We start from the raw sequence: 15,945 nt of genomic DNA, 5'->3' as shown, positions 1-15,945 counted from the left end.
CTCTGTGTCCGGGGGCGAATCCTCAACTCGCGATCATGCCGTGATCAAAGCCCTTCGCCGAGGATGAAAGAGGCTCAGTGATCCCCTACAAAATTTCCGCGTATGCGGGTGAAGAGTCACCAGCGTTCGCGACGGTCTACCGGCAGCCGATCATGTTGCTTGATCTGTGAGGTCCTCAGCCGGGGCCGGTGGCCCCCTCTGGGCGCGCCGGTGGTCGAGGGCAACAACCTGGTTGCGGTCGGCGAGGTGCCTGCACTGTCGTCGGGCAAGCGGTGCGGGCACGACAGCTCAAAGTGCAGGGTTCGCTGAATCGGGTGGTCAGAAAATCGGCGGTCCCGGGCCTGGGGTGTGTGCCAGGGCCGGGACCGGGGGATGCGGGGTGTGCGGGGCTTTGGTCGGCTGCGCCCCCTGGGGTGGTCAGCCGGTGGGGCTCTGCCAGCCGACGGGGATGTGGGCGAGGCGGACGCGCTGGGGGTGGTCGCCGACCGGGACGGAGGTGATCTTCTGGCCGGTGGCGAAGTCGACCGCGGTGACGACGTCGGTGTCGCTCTCGGAGATGACGCAGGCGGAGCCGTCGCCGCTGACGGTGGCCCAGTAGGGCTTGCCCGCGGGGATCAGGGGGCCCTGGTCGAGGCCGGCCCGGTCGACGATGGTGACGTATTCGTCCATGGTCCCCGCGACGCACAGCTTGGAGCCGTCGGGACTGATGGACAGGCCGTGGTGGCGGGAGTCGTTGACGTAGGTGGTGCGGTCGTCGCTGGTGTCGGGGTTCTTCGGCAGGGTCTTCACGCGGGTGATCTTGTCGGTCGCGATGTCGTATTCGACGATGCCGTTGAAGAAGGAGACCTGGAAGTAGAGCTTGGACTCGTCGGGGGTGAAGACGGCCGGGCGGACCGAGTCGGACAGGTCGGAGCGGCCGGCCGCGTCGAGGCGGGGCCGCATGTCGATGGTCTTGACGACCTTGTAGGTGGAGGCGTCGGCGACGACGATCTTCCGGTCGCCCTTCCGCCCGTCTTGTTCGGGCGCGTCGGCGTCGTTGTTGACCTCGCCGATCGAGCTGTTCCAGATGTACTTGCCGTCCTTGGTGAAGATGTTCTCGTGCGGCTTGTCGCCGGTGGCGAACTTGCCCAGCTGTTTACCGGTGTTGATGTCCAGGACGTGCACGGTGTTGGAGGTGGACGCCGAGACCGCGACCTTCGTGCCGTCGGGAGAGACGGCCATGTGGTCGGAGCGGAAGCCGGAGACGGGGAAGCGCCACTTGAGTTTGCCGGTGGTCACGTCGATGGAGACGACGTCGGCGAAGCTCGGCCGTGAGGCGACCAGGGCGGTGCCGTCGGGGGTGGCGTACATGTCGTCGACGAACTGGTCGTGGCCTTCGCCGACGGTGTAGCGGATGCCGAGGAAGAACGCCAGTTTGACGGGGTTGAGGTAGATCTCGGCCAGCCGCTGGTTCTTGTCGGGGATGACGTTGATCTGGCCGATCTTGGCGAAGTCGCCGCGGGACTTGATGACGGTGGCGGTGCCGCTCCAGTTGTTGCCGACGAACATCACCTCCTGCAGCTCGGGGGCGGCCTGGGCGGGGATGGAGAATCCCGTGGCGGCGACCGCGGCGGCGGCTCCGGCGGCGAGCAGGGTTCTGGACCGCAGGGAACGGATGAAGTTGGGCATGGGTGCTCCACAGGGGGGTGGGCGCCCGGTGAAGGCGGGGCATGTCGCCTTCATGACGCCGCCGCTCGTCGAGACGTACGCGGCGCCGTTCGGAGCCGGGCGAAGACGGGTCGAGCAGGAACCGGTCGGGTGAGCACGGCTCGGCTTCGCGGCTTTCGCCATGCTCAATTTGAACTTTGATACTGTCTAAGTTCAGATTGTGTTACTGGATAGTAGGGCGCGGTGGCGTCCGCCACAACCCTGGATGCTGGAAAATGTCCCTGTAGGCAGCGGAGGGCGCGGTGGCGGGCAAAATCACTCCGGCGGAAGGCCGGTACGGGGGCAAGGACGCCGCCCAGCGGCAGGCTGAGCGGCGCGCCCGGTTCATCGAGGCGGGCCTCGACCTGTTCGGTCGCGAGCCCGGCTACCGGGGCACCACCCTGGCCGAGCTGTGCAAGACGGCCGGCCTGTCCAGCCGGCAGTTCTACGAGCAGTTCCACGCCCTCGAAGACCTCCTGGCCGAACTGCACCTGATGGTTCACGGGCTCGCCCAGCGATCGGTCTTCGAGATCCTTCCCGATATCCAGGACCTTCCCCTCGCCGAGCGTCTCGAGCACATGCTGCGCGCCTATGTCGAAGGCGCCGCCGCCGACCTCAGGCACGCCCGCATCGTCTTCGTCGAGGTCATCGGCGTCAGTTCCCGCATGGACCTCCAGCGCCTCGAACGCCGATCCACCTGGATCAGCTTCTTCACCGCCATCACCGACGACGCCGTCGCCCGCGGCGAGATGCCCCCCGCCGACTACGCGATCGCCAGCGCCGCCTACATCGGAGCCGTCAACGGACTCATGCACGACTGGGTCGTCGGCTGGGTCGACGCCACCAGAGAGCAGATCGCGGATGAACTCCTCCAGCTCCTCGTCGGCAGGTACAAGATCGCCATCTAGGCGGAAGCCGAGGCGAGGGCGTGCCGGGAGGAGGCCGCGATCGGAACGCCGGCGTTTCTGCTCCGAAGCCCGACCGTCATCTCCCCCTTCGGTTTCAGACGGGGCGGACGGCGGGGCCGCCGCTCAGCATGGCGCCGAGTTGGGTCTCCGAGCCGTGGCGGTGCTGGTGCATGAGTTCGGCGAGGCGGGTGTTGTCGCCGTCACGCAGGGCCTGGATCATCGCTTCGTGCTCTTCGAGGATCGTGCGGCGGCTGTCGGCCGAGTACAGGTAGATGGTGTGGTAGGGGGCCGCCCAGTTCCACAGCTTCTCCAGCTCGTCGATGACCAGGCCGAGGCCGCTCAGCCGGAAGATCTCGAAGTGGAAGGCGTGGTTGCGCAGCCGCATCTCGACGAGGTCGAGCCGTTCGGCGGCGGCCGCGACCTCGTCGCCCAGGGCGGCCAGGTGCTGGAGCTGCTCCTGGGAGGGGCGGGGCAGGCGGAGGATGAGCTCGGTCTCCAGGAGGCGGCGCATCAGGTAGATCTGGTCGAACTCGGCCTGGCTGAGCCGGGCGACCGCGAAACCGACGTTGGGGACGTGGCTGACCAGGCCGTCGGCCGTCAGCTGGCGCAGCGCCTCGCGGACGGGCAGCCGGCTGACGCCCAGCCGCTCGGCCATGGACTCCTGGCGGATCTGCTGTCCGGGGAGCAGCTCCCCGGACATGATCATCTTTCGGAGTTCCCGCTCCACCCGCTCGGCAGCCTGCGCCCGTCCGCCGGTGGCGGTCTTCTCGGCTGGCAACGAACCCTTCCTCTCCTGCGACGAATGCGACAACGATAAGGGATCCACCTCTCGGGCGGAGGCTCCGTCAGGTGCCGAGCCACCGGGCGGCCGCGGAGGCGCCGGCGCCCAGCCGGTCGGGCGGTCCCTGCTCCGAAGGCGGCGCCGTGGGCGACTCGCCGTACCTGGCGGGGTGGCGGGCGACGAGGAAGCTCCCCTCCTCCGGGTGGGTGATCTCGTGGAAGAAGTCCACCGCCCGCAGGTGCTCGTCCTCGAAGAGGTCGTCGAGGGAGAGCACGGGCATGGCGGGCACGTCGATCTCCTCGAAGATCTTCAGCCACTCCCGCGTCGTCCGGCCCTCGAGGATGCCGGCCAGGATGGCGTAGAGCTCGTCGATGTTGTCGTTGCGCGCCTCGACCGTGCGGAACCTCTCGTCCTCCAGGAGGGACGCACGTCCGGCGAACTCCAGGAACCGGCGCCAGTGGCCCTCGTGGTAGACGACCACGGAGACCAGGCCGTCGGCCGTGCGGTACGGGCGGCGGTGGATCGAGCGCAGCCGCCGGTAGCCGGTCGGGCCGAGCGGCGGGACGAAGGCACGACCGCCCCACTGCTCCATGAGCGCGAAGCCGACGAGCGTCTCGTACATCGGCACCTCGACGGCCTGGCCCCGGCCGGTGCGTTCGCGCCGGAGCAGTGCGGCCAGCGCCGCCTGCACCGCCGCCATGCCCGCCACCTTGTCGGCGACCGCGGTCGCGACGTACGCCGCGGGACCGGTGTCGTCCTTCGGGCTCTGCAGCCACGCCAGCCCCGACATCGCCTGGATGATGTCGTCGTAGGCGGGCCTGCCCGCATACGGCCCGTCGCTTCCGTATCCCGTGATGGCGACGTGCACCAGTCTCGGGTTCACCGCCAATGCCGTCTCCGGATCGAGGCCGAGGCGCCGTGCCGCGTCGAGGCGCATGTTGTGGACGAGGCAGTCGGTGCGCTCCAGGAGCGAACGCACCAGTTCCTGCGACTCCGGCCGCTTCAGGTCGAGTTCGAGGCTGGCCTTGTTGCGGTTGGTGGCCACGTGGACGCTGGCCATGCCCGGGGACCGGGAGGTGCCGAGCCCGCGGGTGATGTCGCCGCCCGGCGCCTCCACCTTGATCACGTCGGCGCCGAGGTCGGCCAGCTGGTGGGTGCAGTAGGGCCCGGAGAAGGTGGTGCTGAAGTCGAGGACGCGGATTCCGGCCAGCGGTCCCTGGCCCGTCATGACTTCCCGCCGTCGACCTGCGGCTTGGCGGGCTTGCGGTCCCAGCCTGCCTTCCCCTTGCGTCCCAGCGACCACATCTGCACTCCCCGCTCGGCCTCGACGGCCGCGGCCCAAGGCAGTCCGGGCGGGCCGAGTTCCAGGACGGCGCTGTTCTTGACCCGGCGGGCCAGCTCCGGGTCCGCCGCGGCCGCGGCGACCAGCTTCATCGCCGTTTCGAGCAGCTCCTCCGGAGCGGCGGCGGACCAGGCCAGCCCGCGCTGGACGGCCTCGGCTCCCGACAGCGGGACGCCGAGCACGCCGAGGGCGATGGCCTGCCGGTATCCGGCGGCGCGGCCGAGGAGTGCGAGGTGTCCTCCGCCGGGGTGGATGCCGCGCGCCAGGAAGCCGCTGTCGATCACCGCGTCCGGGGTGACGAGCATCAGGTCCGTGGCCAAGGCGAGGTTGAGCCCGGCCCCGACCGCTCCCCCGGCGACGAGCGAGACGCTCGGCACGGGCAGGGAGCCGACGCGCACGAAGGCGTTGTAGACCGCCGAGGTCCGCGCGACCGCCTCCGGTGAGGCGGGGTCGGCCGAGGACGCGGCCAGGTCCCGGGTGTCCGCGCCGCTGCAGAAGTATCCGCCTTCGGCGTCCACGATCACGGCGCCGATCGAGGCGTCGGCGTGGACCCGGTCGCAGAAGCCCTCGATCAGGGCCGCCATGTCGAGGCTGATGGCGTTCTTGCGCTTCGGGCTGTTCAGGGTGAGCCGGGCGACGCCGTCGGCGAAGGCGACGCGCACGTGTTCCTGCGATTCCATACGAGCTCCTCAGATGCTCTCGATGCGGGCGTCCGGGGCCGGTGCCCGTCGCTCTCCGGTCTCCGGTTCCGCCTGCGGGTCCGGGCCGGTCCCGGTCAGCAGCCCCCAGACGTCGCCGCCGCGGTCCATGACCAGCTGGGCGGCCCTCTCCTGCCAGAGGAGCTCGTTGCCGTACTCGTCGCGCCACGACCACAGGCGGCGGGTGTAGGCGCCGAGGCGGTGCTCCATGGTGAATCCGATCGCTCCGTGGAGCTGGTGCCCCGCGGCCGCGATCGGCCGGGCGAGCGCGGACGCCTGCGCCTTCGCTGAGGCCACCGCGAGCTCCCGGCCGGAGCCGGGGTCCATCAGGGCGAGGACGGCGGCGTCCGCCGCCACCTCCACCGTCGCCACGTCGGCCGCCAGCGAGGCCAGCCGGTGCTGGACCGCCTGGAATCCCAGAAGCGGCCGACCGAACTGCTCCCGTTCCTGCACGTGGCGAAGGGTCGCCTTGAGCACCCCGCGAGCCGCTCCGGCCATCTGCACCGTGCGGGCGACGGCGCCGAGCATCTCGATCTCGCGGAGCCACGCCCGCTCGGGCAGCCGGTACACCCTGTCGGTCACCACCCCGTCCAGCATGGCGTCGTCACGCTGCTCGCCGGCCGGGTTCGTTCCCTCGTTCACCAGCAGCCGGGGGTCGGCGGCGGGGACCACGGCGACGGCGGGGCCGTCCGCCGTGACGACGAGCGCGACGATGTGCTCCACCGACCGCAGCCACGGCACGCGGGGCAGGGAGCCCGTGATCTGCCACTCGCCCTCGGCCGTCGGCTCGGCGAACAGGTCGCCCGCCCCCACGGTCAGCCGCCCGGCGGGCAGGGGCGCCTCGGCGGCCGCCAGCAGCGGGGCCGCCACGAGCAGCGCTTCGGCGACGGGCACGGCGGCGCAGGCCTCGGCGCTCTCGCGCACCACCACGGCCGCGTCCTGGAGCGTGCCGCCGCCTCCCTCCAGTTCCTCGGGCAGGGAAAGGGAGGTGAACCCGAGCTCTTCGAGCTCCTCCCACAGCGCCGTGTCGACGCCTCCCGGAGCGGCGGCGTCCTCGGGCGACCGGGACGCCAGCACTCCGCGGACCGCGGCGGCCAGTTCTTCGAGGTGCTCGCTCATCGGCGGCTCAACCCCTTCGCGACGATGGAGCGCAGGACTTCGTTGGTCCCTCCGCGGAGGGTGAAGGCGGGCACGTGCAGGACGGCCTTGGCGAGCATCGCCGCCAGGTCCTCGGGCACCCCACCGGCCTCCGGGTCGACATGGCGCCGGATCGCCTCGACCATCTCCCCCTCGAACCCGGTGCCCAGGTCCTTCACCAGGGCGGCCTCCACGGCGGGGTTCTCTCCGGCGGCCAGGCGCCCGGCGACCGCGAGGGACATCTGGCGCAGGACTGCCAGCCGCGTGACGAGCCGTCCGAGCTCGGCCCGGGCGAGCGGGTCCTCGGCGAAGCACCCGGTGGCCGCCCACGCCCTCAGCAGCGGCATCACGCTCAGGAACCGCTCCGGGCCGGACCGCTCGTTGCCCAGCTCCGCGGTGACCTGGCGCCAGCCTTCGCCCCGCTCGCCCAGCAGCGCGGTGCGCGGGACCAGGGCGTCGTCGAAGACGACCTCGTTGAAGTGGTGGGCGCCGTCGATGGTGATGATCGGCGAGATCGCGACCGCCGGGTGGGGCAGGTCGACGAGGAACTGCGAGAGCCCGCCGTGCCGGTCGCCGGCGTCGTCGGTGCGGGCCAGGACGACGATCGCGGTGGCGATGTGCGCGGCGCTGGTCCAGACCTTGGTGCCGGTGATCCGCCAGCCGTCCCCGGTCTCGACCGCCCGGGTGCGGACGGAGGCGAGGTCGGAGCCGGAGTCGGGCTCGGACATGCCGATGGCGATGAACTGCTCGGCGCGTGCGATGCCGGGCAGGTACCGGTGCTTCTGCTCCTCGGTGCCGTTGCGCAGGATGCCGGGCGCCATCTGGCGGTCGGCGATCCAGTGCGCGGCGACCGGCGCCCCGTACGCCAGGAGCTCCTCGGTCACCACGTAGCGCTCCAGCGCCGAGCGGCCGTGCCCTCCGTACGGGACGGGGACGGTCATCCCCACCCAGCCCCGCTCGGCCAGCCTCCGGCTGAACGCGACGTCGATCCCGGACATCCACGCGTCCGCCTCGGGGGTGAATCCACCGGTGGCGAGCTCGTGCTCGAGGAACTCGCGCACCTCGAGCCGGAGCCCGTCCAGTGCGGCGGGCGGCCGTTCGACCGCCCTGAGGGTCAGTGCCACGTCAGCGTTCTTCCTCCCGATCCGACAGTGCCATGGTTATTCATAGTTGGATCCAATCCTGGAAAGCAATATCGTTGACAAAACTTTCTGCGTGCGGTTTCAATGGGTGACCCGGATCACGGAGGCCCCCTCCGTGCCCGCCGACCCAGCCCTCCGGGAGCCGTGAAGATGACCTCCAACCCCCACCGCCTGATCGATCTGCGCGTCGCGCCGCGGCGTCTGCCCGCCGACGAGCTCGAACGCGCCCTCGACGCCGCGGACACGCCCCTGCTGCTCCTGTGCCTGGTGCAGGTGACCGGCGACGTCTCCCTCCTGGACCGCTTCGGTCCGCGTCTGCGCTACGAGCAGACCGGCAGGAAGGGCGACAGCCGGGCGCACCCCGTGGGCCGCCTCCCCGAGGAGGACCTCGCCGAGCTGAGGAAGCTCCTCATCGAGGCCCTCACCCGCGAGCCGGACGGCGAGTACCTCCAGGTCCCCGACGACGCCCTGTTCCACCGGATGATCCGCATGGCCACCGGCGCCGACGTCGGCGAGGAGTTCGTCGGCATCATCAGGGAGCAGGCGGGCTTCGAGCCGAGCAGGCACATCGTCGGGCTTCCCGCGGACCCGCCGGCCGGCTTCAAGGTCGCCGTCCTGGGAGCGGGCATGACCGGGATCGCCGCGGCGATCGCCTGCGCCGACAACGGGTTCCCCTACGAGATCTTCGAGCGCGGCGACGACATCGGCGGCACCTGGCGGATCAACACCTATCCCGGCCTCGCCGTCGACACCCCCAGCATCTACTACTCCTTCTCGTTCGAGCAGGAGGCGAACTGGTCGCGCCAGTACCCGGTGGGCGGCGAGTACCAGGACTACCTGCAGCGGGTCGTCGACAAGTACGGGCTGCGGCCGAACATCCGGTTCGGCACCGAGATCAGGTCCCTGGCGTGGGACGACGCCGCCCAGGAATGGGAGATCACCTGCTCGACCGCCGACGGCGGGACGGTCGCCTCGCGGGCGAACGCCGTCATCACGGCCACCGGCTTCCTCAACTCCCCCAAGTACCCGGACCTCCCCGGCCGCGAGGCCTTCGCCGGCCCGAGCGTCCACACCGCGGCCTGGGACCACTCCCTCGACCTGGCCGGCAAGCGCGTGGGCGTCATCGGCGCCGGCGCGACCTCGGTGCAGGTCGTCGACGCGATCATCGGGGACGTCGCGCACCTGACGCTGTTCCAGCGCCAGCCGCACTGGGTGCTGCCCAACACCCTCGGCGAGGGCCTGGTCCCCGAGCGGGAGCGCTGGCTCAAGGAGCACCTGCCGTTCTACGGCCGCTGGCTGCGGGCCAAGAACTACTGGTTCGTGAGCGACGTCCTCTACCCGAACGTCCGCGCCGACGAGGAGTGGATGGCCGCCCATCCCCTGTCCATCTCCGAGGCCAACGACCGCGTCCTGCAGATCTGCCTGGGCCACCTGGAGGCGTCCTTCGGGCACGACCCCGAACTGCTGCGGAAGATGACCCCGGACTTCCCCGTGCACGGCAAGCGCATCGTCCGCGACCCCGGCGGCTACTACGCGGCCCTGGCGAGCGACAAGGCCGACGTCGTCACCGACCGGCTCGCCCGGGTCGTCCCGCAGGGCATCGAGACCGCCGACGGCACCCTCGTCGAACTCGACGTCATCATCTACGCCACCGGCTTCACCCTGGAGTTCCTCAGCCCCGTGGAGATCGTCGGGCGCGGCGGCGTCCGCCTGGACGACCAGTGGGCCGGCGGCACCGACCCCCGCTCCTACCTGGGCGGGACGGTGCCGAACTTCCCCAACCTGTTCGTCACCTCCGGCCCCAACAGCAGCAGCGGACACGGCGGCGGCCACAACTACATGACCGAGGTCGTGGTGCACTACATCACCGAGTGCCTGCGGCTGCTGGCCGTGCGCGGCGCGCGCTCGATCGAGGTCACGCGGGAGGCCCAGGACGAGTTCGTCGCGGCGGTCGACGCCCAGATGGAGGGCTCGATCTGGCGGAACTCCGCCAACGCCCACACCTACTACCGCAACGCGTCCGGTCGCGTCATGCTGCCCAACCCCTGGCGGATGGTCGACTACTGGCGCATGTCGCGCACCCCCGACGAGTCCAAGTTCATCATCCGCTGACCGCGCCGACACGACAGGAGTTCCCATGGTCCTGTTCGACCCCGAGGTCGTCGCCTCACTGGAGGCGATGAAGGCCGCCGGGATCAGGCCGTACCACGAGCTCGGCATCGAGGCGACGCGCAAGCTGATGGAATCCGCGCCGCAGGCTCCCGCGCCCGAGATGGCCGAGGTGCGAGACCTGGCGTTCCCCGGCCCGCACGGCACCGTTCCGCTCCGGCTCTACCGTCCGCGCCCCGGACCCGGCGCACCCGTGATCGTCTACTTCCACGGCGGAGGCATGATCATGGGCACGCTCGACTCGTTCGACGGGCTCTCCCGGAACCTGGCCGCCGCCTGCGACGCCGTGGTGGTGAGCGTGGAGTACCGGCTGGCCCCCGAGCACCGGTACCCGGTGGCCAACGACGAGGCGTACGAGGCGGTCCGATGGGTCCACGACCACGCCGGTGAGCTGGGCGTCGACGCCTCCCGGATCGCGGTCGCCGGAGACAGCGCCGGCGGGTCGCTGGCCGCCGCCACGGCCCTGCGCATCCGGGACGAGGGCGGGCCCTCGCTCGTCGCGCAACTGCTCTTCTACGCGGGGCTGGAGCGGGCCGTCGACCGGCCGTCCATGGTCGAGTTCGCCGACGGGCCGCTCCTCACCCGCGCGGACGTGGTGTGGATGAAGGAGCTGTATCTGGGGCCCGATCAGGCGGCCGACACCGTCTACGGCACTCCCGCCCTGGCCGAGGACCTCTCCGAGTTGCCCGACGCCGTCGTCGTGACGGCCGAGGCCGACCCGCTGCGCGACGGCGTCGAGGACTACGGGCGGCGGCTCCGCGAGGCGGGGGTGCCGACGGCGCTGCTGCGCTACCCCGGCGTCTGCCACGGCTTCCTCTCCCGAGGATCCCGTCTGCGCCGCGCCGGTACCGCCTTCGCCGAGATCGGGGCGCTCACCCGTGCCAAGTTCACCGCCGCCCTCTCCGAGACGGGCGAGACGCAGGAAGGCCGAACCCCACGATGACGAACCTGACCACCCCCGAGGTCACCCGCGCCCTCGAGGAATCCCTCGCGCGGGGCGAGATCGGCCTGCAGGTCGCCGCCTACCTCGACGGCGAGCTCATCGTCGACACCGCGGCGGGCCTGGACGGGCCTTCGGGCGGTCCCGTCACGACCGCGACCCTCTTCAACCCCTTCTCCGTCACCAAGGCGGTCACCGCCACGGCGCTGCACGTCCAGGCCGCACGCGGGCTGATCGACTACGCCGCGCCGGTCACCGCGTACTGGCCGGAGTTCGGCGCGAACGGCAAGGAGGCCACCACCGTCCGGGACGTCCTGAGCCACCGCGCGGGAATCCCGTGGATGCCCGAGGGGATCACCCCGCAGCTGCAGGCCGACTGGGACTGGATGATCCGCCGGATCGAGGAGATGGAGCCGGAGTTCGCGCCCGGGACCACCAACTCCTACCACGCCCTGGTCTGGGGCTGGATCGCCGGAGAGCTGGTCCGCCGCACCGACGTGAAGGGCCGCGGCGTCGCCGCGTTCGTCCGGGAGGAGGTGCTCGAACCCCTCGCGATCCACGACCTGTACTTCGGGCTTCCGGAGTCGGAGTTCGCCCGCGTCGCCACCCTGGTCGGCGGCGACGCTCCGGCCGAGGCCCCGGAGCTGCTGCTGAAGGGCATGCCCCGGGCCGTCTACCCGTCGGCGCGCGTCTACAACGAACCGCTGGCGCGCACCACGGTGAACCCGGGCGCGGGCTCGATCGGCACCGCCCGCTCCTACGCCCGGCTGTTCGCAATGCTCGCCTGCCACGGGGAGCTCGACGGCGTGCGCCTGCTGCCCGCCGAGCTCGTGCGGTCCTTCACCACCCCGCGTGACGGCGACGACGAGACCGACCGGTACCTGGGCAAGGTCAACCATGTCAGCGCCTACGGCTACTGGCTCGCCGGAACCGGCCCCACCGCGTACCCGCTCCTGGGCGAGGGGGCTCAGACCCTGCACCACCCCGGCGCGGGCGGCTCCATCGGCTGGGCCGAGCTGGACACCGGTCTGGCGGTGGCCATCTGCCACAACCGGATGCACTCCGGCCCTCCCCCTGCCCCCGCCGACGACCCCTTCGCCCCCATCGTCACGGCGGTCCGCCGCCTGGCGGCCGAACGCAAGGGAGCGTCCTCGTGACCGCCCTCTCCCCCGCCGACGAGATCCGCAACCTCATGGCCCGGTTCGCCTTCCTCGCCGACGGCGCGCCGGACCTCGGCCCCCTGCTGGAACTGCTCACCGAGGACGCCGAATGGGTCGTCGGCGACGCCGCCACGACCGGACGCGCCGCGATCGGCGAGCGCCTGGGCCGCAGCCGGGCCGCGGGCGTGGCCGGACCCGGCTCGGGCACCCGCCACCTCATCACCACCTTGGAGGTCACGCCCACCGGGGAGGACGCGGCGACCGCCCGCAGCTACTGGCTGCTGGTCGCCGGAGGCGACACCACCGCGTGCCGCATGGTCGGCGAGTACCACGACACGCTGCGGCGCACCCCGGACGGCTGGCGGATCAGCCGCCGCAAAGTCGTCGTCACCACCGCCTGAGCCCGGCGGCCCGAACAGAGAACGAGAGCAGGAGAAAGAGTTGTTCGACCTCAACGGCAAGATCGCGCTGGTGACCGGCGCGGGACAGAACGTCGGCGAGGGCATCGCCCACGCCCTCGCCGGACGGGGCGCGACGGTGGTGGTCAACGACTACCACGCCGACCGCGCGCAGAAGGTGGCCGACGAGATCACCGCCCAGGGCGGCAAGGCCGTCGCCGTCCCCTTCGACGTCACCGACCTCGACGCCGTCACCAAGGCCTTCGCCGAGGTCGCCGAGCGCGTCGGCACCGTCGACATCCTGGTGAACAACGCCGGCACCGCGGGACCCAACGAGACCATGAAGGTCTCCCCCTTCCGCGAGATGCCCGTCGACTACTGGCGCGGCATCATCGACGTGAACCTCTTCGGCGTCCTGAACTGCTGCAAGGCCGCACTGGACCCGATGGTCGAGAAGGGCTGGGGAAGGCTCATCACCATCGCCTCCGGCGCAGGGAACGTCGGCCTGGACATGGGCGTCTCGACCTACGGCGCCGCCAAGGCTGGCGCGATCGGCTTCATGCGCCACCTCGCCATGGAGAACGCCCCCTACGGCATCACCGCCAACACCGTCGCCCTCGGCATGGTCCTGCGCAACGTCAAAGACCCCGAACTGGTCAAGAAGTGGTCCGACCCCATCCCCGTCAAGCGCCTGGGCACCCCCGAGGACGCCGGTGCCCTGGCCGTCTACCTCGCCTCCGAGGAGGCCTCCTGGATGACCGGCCAGACGCTCGGCCTCAACGGAGGGACCACGACCTCCTGACGGGCGGGATCCGCAGGCTGACCCTGGGATGGCCGTCGGGGCCCGCGGTGACGTCGGCGTCGACGCGGTAGACGTCGGTGAGCAGTTCGGGGGTGACGACGTCCTGCGGGATGCCGTCGGCGACGAGGCGGCCGTCGTGCAGGACGACGAGGCGGTCGCAGGCCGACGCGGCGAGCTGCAGGTCGTGCAGGGCGACCAGGATGGTCGTCTCGAGGCCGGCCAGCAACCGGAACAGCTCCACCTGGTGGTGCAGGTCGAGGTGGTTGGTCGGCTCGTCCAGGACCAGCAGGCGGGGCTGCTGGACGAGGGCGCGGGCGACCTGGACGCGCTGGCGCTCCCCGCCGGACAGGGTGGCCACGCGCCTGCGGGCAAGGCCCGCCACGTCGCAGCGCGCCATGGCCTCGTGCACCAGGCGGAGGTCGTCGCGGTCGAGCCGCCCCAGGGTCCCCAGGTAGGGCAGGCGGCCGAGCGCGACGACCTGTTCGACGGTGTTGTCGAGGTCTCCGGGGAGGTCCTGGGTGACGGCCGCGACGCTCCGCGCGACCTGCCGGGCGGAGGTCCGCCAGATGTCGGCTCCGTCGAGCAGGACGGTGCCGGCGTCGGGGCGGATCCGCCGGTAGACGCAGCGCAGCAGGCTGGACTTGCCGCTTCCGTTGGGGCCGAGCAGCCCGACGGTCTCGCCCGGCGCGACGCGCAGCGTGATCCCCGCCAGCCGGGCCGGGGCCCAGCTCAGGTCGTCGATCCGCAGGGCCGCGGGCTTCACGCGTGCTCCTGCCGGTCGGTCCTGCGCAGCAGCGCGAGGAAGAACGGGACCCCGATGATCGCGGTGATGACCCCGACGGGGATCTCGTCGGGCCGCTGGAGCATGCGGGCGGCGACGTCGACCCAGACGAGGAGGACCGCCCCGGTCAGGGCGCTGACGGGCAGGACGCGCCGGTTGTCGCCGCCGATCGCCATGCGCACGGCGTGCGGGACCATGAGCGCGACGAATCCGATGCCTCCGCTGACCGCCACGACCGCGCCGACGACCAGGGCGCAGCCGACGACCAGGCGCCGCCGGAGCCGGTCGACCTCCAGGCCGAGGCTGGTGGCGCCCTCGTCGCCGAGCACGAGGCCGTTCAGCCGCGCCGCACCGGCCCAGAACCAGGCGGTTCCGCACGCGACGACGAGGATCGGCACGCCGATGTCGCGCCACTGGGTGCCGCCGAGGCCCCCGAGGGTCCAGAACATGGCCGAACGCACCTCCTTGTCCGGCGAGGTGAGCACCAGGTAGTGGGTGATGGCCTCGGTGAACGCCGACACCGCCACCCCGGCCAGGATGAGCCGGGTCGGTGCGAGCCGCCCTCTCCCCCCGGCCAGCAGGAGCACCAGGGCGAACGCGCCGATCGCGCCGAGGAACGCCGCGACGGGCAGGGAGAGCGCGCCCAGGGGGCTGAAGCCGGCGATGAGCACGCAGACCGCGCCGAACGAGGCGCCGGAGCTGGCGCCGAGGAGGTAGGGGTCGGCCAGGGGGTTGCGCAGGACCGCCTGCATGACCGCCCCGACCACCGCCAGCCCGGCCCCCACGGCGGCGCCGAGCAGCACCCGGGGCAGCCTGAGGTCCAGCACGATGACCGCCTGCGGGCCCTGGGGCCCGGCCTCCACGAGCGCGGGCGCGTAGTGGTGGCCGATGATGCGGGACACGTCGCCGAACGGGATCGCCACCGGCCCCAGGCCCACCGCCGCCACCATCGAGCCGGCCAGGAGCAGGGCGAGCCCGCCGGCCGCGCCGAGGGCCGCGGGGCGGTGGAGCCGCCCCGCGGCGAACGCCTTCGTCACCCGCCGAACCCCGCGACCAGGGTCTTCAGCGCGCGGGGACCGCGGATGCCTGGCTGGGTGTCGTTGACGGGGACGGCGACGAACCGGTTCTCCTTGACCGCGGTGACGCCCTTGAGCGGCCCGAAGGACTTCATGAACGCGATGGCCTCGTCGGCGGGCTCGAACGCCTGGTCCTCCACGACGATGACGTCGGGGTCGCGCTTGACGACCTCCTCCCAGCTCACCTGCTTGTACGAGGTGACGTCGGGGAAGATGTTCTCGCCTCCGGCGCGGGCGATGAGGTCGTCGATGAGCGCGTTGGACCCGGCGGTGGCGGGTTTGTCCCGGCCGCCCGCGTAGTCGAAGACCTTCGGCCTGCCACCGACCGGTTCGACCGCGTCGGTGTCGCCCTTCAGCCCGGCGACGAGGTCTTCGGCGGCCTGCTCCACGCCGAAGACCTTCCCGAGGGCGGTGATGTCGGCGTACACGTCGTCGACCTTCGCCTTGTGGCCGGGGCAGTTGGCCGACAGCAGATAGGTGTTGACGCCTTCCTCCCGCAGGGTGGCTCGGTCGCCCATGGCCTTGTCGCCGTAGTCGTCGGGGTAGCCGCTGACGACCAAGTCGGGATTCGCGGAGTAGACGACCTCCTTGGACGGCGGCGGGAACGCGCTCTCCGCGATGACCTTGACGCCCTCCAGCCCGGAGGCGTGTTCGGGCACGATGTCCTTGGCCGCGACGGTGCCCGCCAGCCGGTCCTTCAGGCCGAGGGCGAGGATCACCTCCGTGGCGACGGTGCTGGAGGTGACGACCCGCTCGGGCGCCTTGGCGAAGGTGTAGGCGGCGCCGCAGTTCTCGATCTTCACCGGTTCGGCGGTCTCCGCGGCGTCCGCGGTCCCCTCGTCGGATCCGCCGCAGGCGGCGAGGGACAGGCACAGCGCCAGGGCCGAGACGAAGGCGGCCGTTCTGTTCACAGGTCTTCCTTTTC

The 15,945-nt window shown here is 71.5% G+C and carries 15 protein-coding genes; 6 read left to right on the top strand and 9 right to left on the bottom strand.

Annotated features, from left to right (window positions below; all coding sequences use genetic code 11):
• Positions 1–417: 417 nt before the first annotated feature.
• Positions 418–1,668, bottom strand: a complete 1,251-nt coding sequence (locus ABD140_RS21990) for a YncE family protein (RefSeq protein ID WP_344242801.1) — start codon at positions 1,666–1,668, stop codon at positions 418–420.
• A 281-nt stretch (positions 1,669–1,949) separates the two neighbouring features.
• Here ABD140_RS21990 and ABD140_RS21985 point away from each other — a divergent pair, with 281 nt between their 5' ends.
• Positions 1,950–2,594 carry a TetR/AcrR family transcriptional regulator gene (locus tag ABD140_RS21985; protein WP_344242800.1) on the top strand — a complete coding sequence of 215 codons (645 nt, stop codon included), beginning with the start codon at positions 1,950–1,952 and terminating at the stop codon, positions 2,592–2,594.
• Positions 2,595–2,688: 94 nt separating this feature from the next.
• On the opposite strand, the gene ABD140_RS21980 is transcribed toward ABD140_RS21985, so the two are convergent.
• From ABD140_RS21980 to ABD140_RS21960, 5 genes are all read right to left on the bottom strand, one after another.
• Positions 2,689–3,372 (bottom strand): GntR family transcriptional regulator, encoded by a 684-nt coding sequence (locus ABD140_RS21980; protein ID WP_344242799.1) that lies wholly within the window; start codon positions 3,370–3,372, stop codon positions 2,689–2,691.
• A gap of 67 nt (positions 3,373–3,439) precedes the next feature.
• Entirely contained in the window at positions 3,440–4,603 is a 1,164-nt protein-coding gene (locus ABD140_RS21975; protein ID WP_344242798.1) for a CaiB/BaiF CoA transferase family protein, read from the bottom strand.
• Complete coding sequence (locus ABD140_RS21970; RefSeq protein ID WP_344242797.1) at positions 4,600–5,397, bottom strand: enoyl-CoA hydratase/isomerase family protein; 798 nt, start codon at positions 5,395–5,397, stop codon at positions 4,600–4,602. Before ABD140_RS21970 ends, ABD140_RS21975 begins: the two co-directional genes overlap by 4 nt.
• 9 nt (positions 5,398–5,406) lie before the next feature.
• Positions 5,407–6,534: an acyl-CoA dehydrogenase family protein gene (locus ABD140_RS21965; protein ID WP_344242796.1), complete on the bottom strand. Its 1,128-nt coding sequence runs from the start codon at positions 6,532–6,534 to the stop codon at positions 5,407–5,409.
• A complete protein-coding gene (locus ABD140_RS21960) occupies positions 6,531–7,676 on the bottom strand; it encodes an acyl-CoA dehydrogenase family protein (protein ID WP_344242795.1) in 1,146 nt (381 codons plus the stop codon). The genes ABD140_RS21965 and ABD140_RS21960 overlap by 4 nt, the downstream gene beginning before the upstream one ends.
• A gap of 168 nt (positions 7,677–7,844) precedes the next feature.
• Between ABD140_RS21960 and ABD140_RS21955 the strand changes: the two genes are divergently transcribed.
• From ABD140_RS21955 to ABD140_RS21935, 5 genes are read left to right on the top strand one after another with little or no spacing between them, the layout of a single operon-like run.
• Positions 7,845–9,806, top strand: a complete 1,962-nt coding sequence (locus tag ABD140_RS21955; protein WP_344242794.1) for a flavin-containing monooxygenase — start codon at positions 7,845–7,847, stop codon at positions 9,804–9,806.
• 25 nt (positions 9,807–9,831) lie between these two features.
• A complete protein-coding gene (locus ABD140_RS21950) occupies positions 9,832–10,806 on the top strand; it encodes an alpha/beta hydrolase (protein WP_344242793.1) in 975 nt (324 codons plus the stop codon).
• On the top strand, positions 10,803–11,960 hold the full coding sequence (locus ABD140_RS21945; RefSeq protein ID WP_344242792.1) for a serine hydrolase domain-containing protein: 1,158 nt from the start codon (positions 10,803–10,805) through the stop codon (positions 11,958–11,960). Before ABD140_RS21950 ends, ABD140_RS21945 begins: the two co-directional genes overlap by 4 nt.
• The gene (locus tag ABD140_RS21940) at positions 11,957–12,364 is read left to right on the top strand and encodes a nuclear transport factor 2 family protein (protein WP_344242791.1); all 408 of its coding nucleotides are present in this window, start codon (positions 11,957–11,959) and stop codon (positions 12,362–12,364) included. The genes ABD140_RS21945 and ABD140_RS21940 overlap by 4 nt, the downstream gene beginning before the upstream one ends.
• Before the next feature lie 40 nt (positions 12,365–12,404).
• Positions 12,405–13,163 carry an SDR family NAD(P)-dependent oxidoreductase gene (locus ABD140_RS21935; RefSeq protein ID WP_344242790.1) on the top strand — a complete coding sequence of 253 codons (759 nt, stop codon included), beginning with the start codon at positions 12,405–12,407 and terminating at the stop codon, positions 13,161–13,163.
• Here ABD140_RS21935 and ABD140_RS21930 read toward each other — a convergent pair.
• The 3 genes from ABD140_RS21930 to ABD140_RS21920 are packed head-to-tail and all read right to left on the bottom strand — an operon-like array spanning position 13,138 to position 15,931.
• Complete coding sequence (locus ABD140_RS21930) at positions 13,138–13,926, bottom strand: ABC transporter ATP-binding protein (RefSeq protein WP_344242789.1); 789 nt, start codon at positions 13,924–13,926, stop codon at positions 13,138–13,140. The genes ABD140_RS21935 and ABD140_RS21930 overlap by 26 nt on opposite strands.
• The gene (locus ABD140_RS21925; protein ID WP_344242788.1) at positions 13,923–14,981 is read right to left on the bottom strand and encodes a FecCD family ABC transporter permease; all 1,059 of its coding nucleotides are present in this window, start codon (positions 14,979–14,981) and stop codon (positions 13,923–13,925) included. Before ABD140_RS21925 ends, ABD140_RS21930 begins: the two co-directional genes overlap by 4 nt.
• On the bottom strand, positions 14,978–15,931 hold the full coding sequence (locus ABD140_RS21920; protein ID WP_344242787.1) for an ABC transporter substrate-binding protein: 954 nt from the start codon (positions 15,929–15,931) through the stop codon (positions 14,978–14,980). The genes ABD140_RS21925 and ABD140_RS21920 overlap by 4 nt, the downstream gene beginning before the upstream one ends.
• Positions 15,932–15,945: the final 14 nt, after the last annotated feature.

Origin of the sequence: Actinocorallia libanotica (assembly GCF_039525175.1) — a bacterium.
Classification (GTDB): domain Bacteria; phylum Actinomycetota; class Actinomycetes; order Streptosporangiales; family Streptosporangiaceae; genus Actinocorallia; species Actinocorallia libanotica.
This window is presented reverse-complemented; position numbering and strand designations above follow the sequence as displayed.